6 protein-coding genes are annotated in these 6,133 nt (G+C 52.9%); all 6 read right to left on the bottom strand.

Going from position 1 to position 6,133, the window contains the following annotated elements; translation table 11 throughout:
* Positions 1–5 precede the first annotated feature (5 nt).
* Positions 6–932, bottom strand: coding sequence for a UDP-glucuronic acid decarboxylase family protein (locus tag WC317_05940; protein MFA5339666.1), 927 nt, complete (start codon positions 930–932; stop codon positions 6–8).
* A complete protein-coding gene (locus tag WC317_05945) occupies positions 929–2,050 on the bottom strand; it encodes a DegT/DnrJ/EryC1/StrS family aminotransferase (GenBank protein MFA5339667.1) in 1,122 nt (373 codons plus the stop codon). Before WC317_05945 ends, WC317_05940 begins: the two co-directional genes overlap by 4 nt.
* 1 nt (position 2,051) lies before the next feature.
* A complete protein-coding gene (locus tag WC317_05950; protein MFA5339668.1) occupies positions 2,052–2,996 on the bottom strand; it encodes an SDR family oxidoreductase in 945 nt (314 codons plus the stop codon).
* 4 nt (positions 2,997–3,000) lie between these two features.
* On the bottom strand, positions 3,001–4,311 hold the full coding sequence (locus tag WC317_05955; protein MFA5339669.1) for a nucleotide sugar dehydrogenase: 1,311 nt from the start codon (positions 4,309–4,311) through the stop codon (positions 3,001–3,003).
* A gap of 7 nt (positions 4,312–4,318) precedes the next feature.
* Positions 4,319–5,218 carry a dTDP-4-dehydrorhamnose reductase gene (gene rfbD, locus WC317_05960; GenBank protein MFA5339670.1) on the bottom strand — a complete coding sequence of 300 codons (900 nt, stop codon included), beginning with the start codon at positions 5,216–5,218 and terminating at the stop codon, positions 4,319–4,321.
* Positions 5,215–6,133, bottom strand: a 919-nt coding sequence (gene rfbB, locus WC317_05965; GenBank protein MFA5339671.1) for a dTDP-glucose 4,6-dehydratase, incomplete at its 5' end; no start/stop codon positions are given. The genes rfbB and rfbD, both read right to left, overlap by 4 nt.

The raw sequence follows: 6,133 nt of genomic DNA on the forward strand, positions 1-6,133 counted from the left end.
CGCCGTCAGGAAAACCTGAAGAAATTAACCGTCTCTTTGAGGCCTTTTTCCAGGGAAACCCCGGGAGTCCATTTAAGTTCTTTTTTGGCCTTCCTTATATCCGGCCGGCGCACCTTCGGGTCGTCTACAGGGAGGGGCTTATACGTTATCCTGCTCCTGCTCCCGGTAAGGGATATGATCCTCTTGGCCAGGTCGAGGAGGGTCTCCTCGTTGGGGTTTCCGATGTTTACCGGTTCATTCAGGCCGGAGAGCATCAGCGCGTATAACCCCCTTACGAGGTCATCTATGTAACAAAAACTCCTTGTCTGTTTGCCTTTCCCGTATACGGTGATCGGCTTATTTTCAAGGGCCTGCGTTATGAAATTCGGTATCGCGCGGCCGTCGTTCCTGCGCATCCGCGGGCCGTAGGTATTGAATATGCGGACTATTTTCGTATCGACTTTATGCACCCTGTGGTAGGCCATCGTTATGGCCTCGGCGAAGCGTTTCGCCTCGTCGTAGACGCCCCTAGGGCCTATCGGGTTTACGTTGCCCCAATATGATTCCGGCTGCGGATTTACCAGCGGGTCGCCGTATACTTCGCTCGTCGAGGCGAGCAGGAATTTGGCCTTTTTGGCTTTCGCGAGGCCCAAGGCGTTATGGGTCCCGAGGCTTCCGACCTTCAGGGTCTGGATAGGATACATAAGGTAATCGACAGGGCTCGCGGGAGAGGCGAAATGGAGCACGTAGTCTACCGGTCCGCTGACATTTATTTTTACGGAGACATTATGATTTACGAATTTGAAATTTTTGTTTCCGAGGAGGTGGGAGATATTCTCCTTTTTGCCGGTTATAAGGTTATCCATGCAGATGACCTTATGCCCTTTCCCTGTAAGAAAATCGCAAAGGTGCGAACCTATGAAACCGGCGCCGCCTGTTATGAGTATCCTCAACTCTTTCCCTCCAGAAAATCTATCACACCCCGCGCGACGAAACGGGCCTCTTCCTCTTCCAGTTCCGGGAAGACGGGAAGTGCCAATACCTCTTGACACGCCTCTTCGCTCACCGGGAAATCGCCTTTCTTCCACCCGAGCCGGCCGTAGACAGGCTGCAGATGGAGCGGTACCGGGTAATATACCGCCGTAGCGATACCTTTCGCGGTAAGCGATTCCCTTAATCCGTCCCTTCCGTCTACCTTAATGCTATATATATTATATACGTGCTTCCGGCCTTTTTTCTCTGCGGGGACCGTTAATTTTCCTGCCTTGCTTAAATTTTCGAACATTTTATTATAAAGGCGCGCGTTTTTGCGGCGGGATTCGTTCCATTCGTCGAGATGGCGTAATTTTATCCTCAATATCGCCGCCTGGATCTCATCCAACCTGCTGTTGCGGCCTTCTGTCTCGTGGCGGTACCTGTCGGCTTGCCCGTGGGCGCGCAGCATTTTTACCTTGTCGGCGAGCGTCTTATCATTAGTCGTGACCATCCCTCCGTCGCCGAAGCAGCCGAGGTTCTTACTCGGGAAGAAACTGAAACACCCGATATCACCGAAACCGCCGACCTTTTTCGACCCGGACTCCGCGCCTATCGCCTGCGCGCAGTCCTCGATGACCCTAATGCCGCGTTTTTTAGCGATACTCATCACCGCGTCCATATCGCAGGCCTGGCCGAACAGATGCACCGAGATTATCGCCTTGGTCCTTGAAGTTATCGCTTTCTCTACGCGGGCCGCGTCTATATTAAAGCTATCGGGTTCAATATCAACGAGAACGGGTTTCGCTCCATTAAGGCAAATAGCCTCTGTGGTGGCGATAAAGGTAAAGGGGGTCGTGATAATCTCGTCGCCGTCCCCGATACCCAGAGCTTTGATCGCAAGCTCAAGGGCGTCAGTGCCGTTCGCGACGCCGACGGCGAATTTTGTCCCGCAGTAAGCCGCGGCCTCTTCTTCGAACTTTGCGACGTTGTCTCCGAGGATGAAAACGCCTTTCTCGAGGACGGACTTCACGGCCGGGTCTATCTCTCCCTGTAATTTCCTGTACTGCCTGACCAGATCTACTAACGGGACTTTCATCTCAGTTATTTCCGTTTACCGATCTAAAATATTCGACGGTCTTTCTCAGGCCCAGCACAAAATCGACCTTTGGTTCAAACTTTAGAAGTTTCTTCATTTTAGTTATGTCCGCGAGGGTATGTTTGACGTCGCCGGGGCGCGGCGGCTGGAACCTCGGCTTTATCTCTTTCCCGATGATCTCGTTCAGTATCCTGACCAATTCGAGAAGGTTATATCCCTTTCCGCACGCGATATTGAATACCTCCCCGGATATCCCTTCGCGCACCGCGGCGGCAAGGTTCGCGTCGACGACATTATCCACATACGTGAAATCACGGCTTTGCTTCCCGTCGCCGTCGACCGGCGGCTGCTCGCCCATTAGTATGCAGGTGGCGAACTTGGGTATGACTACGGCATACTCGGATTCAAGCGATTGCCGCGGCCCGAAGACGTTGAAATAGCGGAGCGCAACGGTCTCGAGCCCGTACGATTTCGCGAATACCCTGCAGTAATGCTCGCCGGCAAGCTTGGTGGCGGCGTAAGGCGATATCGGCTGCGGTATCTGGTCTTCGCTCTGAGGGAGCTTGACCGTATCCCCGTAGATCGAGCTGGACGACGCGAAGACTACCCTTCTTATCTTGCTCTCATGGGAGGCGATCAGGACATTGAGGGTGCCTTTGACGTTCACGTCGTCATATAATTGCGGATTAGCCAGGGACTTCGGGACGGAACGGAGCGCCGCCTGGTGGATAACATAATCGCATCCTTTGAGCGCTTTTTTTAATGCGGCGGGATCGCGTATGTCCCCTTCTATAAACTCGACCTTGCCTGAGACCTTTTCTAGGTTTTTCTTTTTTCCCGACGAGAGATCGTCGAGGACCTTTACTTCTTCGCGCCGGCGCACAAGCTCATCGACGATGCTGGAACCGATGAATCCCGCGCCTCCGGTAACAAGGTACCTGGCCATGAGACTAGAGCCTTTCTATTTTGTTGCGGTTTGTTTTTATATTCCTCAACGCGTTACGCGTATCCAGGATGAATTTCGAATTCTTGACTATAAAGCCGTAATCTACGTCCGAGTGGTCGGTGACTATGACGACGCAGTCCTTGCTTTTTAGTTCCGAGGCGGTAAGTTTCACGGACCTCATCTTTCGGCCGCATAACCGGGATTCAGGCACAAAAGGATCGTGATATGAGATGGCGGCCCCGCGTTCCCTGAGCTCTTCTATCACTTCGTATGCCGGGGATTCCCTCGTGTCGGTCACGTCTTTTTTGTAGGAAAGGCCCAGGACGAGTACCTTTGCGCCCTTGACCGCCTTCCCGAACCTGTTGTTGAGCGAACGGGAAACCCTCTCGACTACGTGTTCCGGCATGTCGGCGTTCACCTTTGAGGCCAGGTCTATGAACCTCGGCTCAAACCCCTGTATCCTGGCCTTCCATGCCAGATATATGGGGTCGATGGGGATGCAGTGCCCGCCTAATCCCGGGCCGGGGTAGAACGGCATGTAGCCGAACGGCTTTGTCTTCGCGGCCTCGATGATCTCCCAAACGTCCACCTTAAGGCTGTCGCACATGAGCGCGAGTTCGTTCACGAGCCCGATGTTGACCGACCTGAAAGTATTCTCGAGGAGCTTGACCATCTCAGCCACTTTCACCGACGAGACCGGTATGACCTTCCCGACTATCTGGGCGTACAATAACTCTATGTTATCCCTGCATATTTTCGTCATACCGCTTACGACTTTCGGTATGTTATGCGTCATATATGTGGGATTGCCCGGGTCGATCCTCTCCGGAGAGAAACCGAGACAGAAATCCTTTCCAACTTTCAGGCCGGTGGCCTCCAATATGGGAAGGATGACCTCCTCGGTCGTACCGGGATAAGTGGTCGATTCGAGGACTATCACCTGCCCTTCTTTTAAATTCTTGGCGATCGACTCGGCGGCTGAAACGATAAAAGACATATCCGGGTCTTTCGTCTTCCTTAACGGCGTCGGGACGCAGATTATTATGGCGTCGACTTCCTTAAGCCTTGAATAATCGCGAGTTGCCCTGAGCGTCCCCTTTCTTAGCAGGGGTTTTATCTCCTCGCTCGGGATATCCAAAATATAGGAATTACCCGCGGTTATTGAATTCACCTTGTTCCTGTCGAGGTCGACCCCGAGCGCCTTGAAGCCTTTTTTGGCGAACTCTATCGCCAGAGGCAATCCGACATAACCAAGGCCGATCACCGCGATCCTGGCCTTCTTCTGGTTTATCTTCGCTTTAAATTTCGTAACCATCAGCTGCTCATCTCCTCTTTCTGGTCTTTAAGTAATCTTTCAGCGCTTCCCTGTAATGCCTTAATCCATATCCCAGCGCCTTGCTTACCTTCGTTTTATCGAGAGCCGATAATTTCGGCCGCAAGGCCGGCCCGGCGGCTTCCTTGGCGGTTATGGATACGATCTCGGCTTTCAGCCCGCAGAGGGCGGTTATCTCTTTCGCCAATTCGTAACGCGAACAAACCCCTTCGTTGGAGATATTATATACACCCGACGGGACCTTACCCTGCCTGATATTCTCCGAAAGATCAAAGATCGCCTTCGCCAGGTCCGCCGTATAGGTAGGGTTCCCGGATTTCTCGCCGACCGCCTTTATCCTGTCGCCTCTTTTGGCCGATTCGACGACAAAATCGACAAAATTATTGCCGCAGGAGCCGAACATCCAGCTCGAACGTATTATGGCATATTTGCCGATGTTTGACCTTATGTAATCATCGGCCGCCAGTTTCGAATCCCCGTAGACGCTTAACGGATTGGGCTTATCCTCTTCCGTGTAGGCCGAACCCTTATCCCCATCGAAGACGTAATCCGTGCTGATCTGGATCAATAACGCCCCGGCTTCTTCCGCCGCGTCAGCTACGTTTTTGGCCCCTTCGGCGTTTATCTTGAAGGCCTCTTCGGGATTGAGCTCGCAGAAATCGACATCCGCCAATGCGGCCGCGTTTATCACAAGGCCGGGCTTGAACTTCCGGATGACCCGGGCTGCGCCGTCCCTGTCCGTAATATCCGCCGCCAGCAGTTGTGAGGCGCGGCACTGTTTTGCTTCGCGTTTGCCGCGCGTTAAACCGGCGACATCGCCCGCGGCCGAAAATTCCCTGCAAAGATCGCAACCCAACATGCCGGTCGCGCCGGTAATCAGCGTCTTCAAGCTCTACCTTTATACTGCTTCGTGTAATATTTCTTGTAGGCGCCCTTGTGCTTTATCTTCATCCACCAATCGCGGTTATCTTCATACCATTTTACGGTCTTATCAAGCGCTTCGTTGAAGGTATGGTTGGGTTTCCAACCCATATCCCTTAATTTTGAATCGTCAAGCGAATATCTCCTGTCGTGCCCCAGGCGGTCCTTGACATATTCTATCATCGACCTGTCCCCGCCCATCGCCCTGATGATATCGTGCACCATATCTATGTTCATCATCTCGTACCCGCCGGCGATATTGTATACCTCGCCCGCTGCTCCTTTATTCAATACGAAATATATCCCGTCGCAATTATCCTCGACGTAGAGCCAGTCGCGGACGTTCTTGCCGTCGCCGTAAAGGGGTACCTTCTCCCCCTCGATGAGGTTTGTTATGCTTAGGGCGACGAATTTCTCCGGGTATTGGTAAGGCCCGAAGTTGTTCGAACTCCTGGTTATAACCACGGGCAGGCCGAACGTGACGAAATAGGCGCGGCACATATGCTCTGCGGCGGCCTTGCTCGCAGAATAGGGGCTGTTCGGCGCAAGGGAGCTCCCTTCATTGAAAGAACCGTCCTCTATCGAACCGTAGACCTCGTCGGTCGAGATCTGGATGAATTTCGATACGCCGTTCATCCTGGCTTTCTCCAGCAGGACGTTCGTCCCGAGGACATTCGACATTATGAACTCGTCCGCCCCGTGGATAGACCGGTCGACATGGCTCTCGGCCGCGAAGTTCACGACGTAATCGCAGCCCTTGATCGCCTTCTCCACGGCCTTATGGTCGCAGATATCGCCCTTGATGAAGGTATAGTTCTCGTTCTTTTCTATATCTTTAAGGTTCTCGAGATTGCCGGCATAGCTCAGCTTGTCGAGATTGACT

It is taken from the genome of Candidatus Omnitrophota bacterium (genome assembly GCA_041653595.1).
In the GTDB taxonomy this organism is placed as follows: domain Bacteria; phylum Omnitrophota; class Gorgyraeia; order Pluralincolimonadales; family Pluralincolimonadaceae; genus Pluralincolimonas.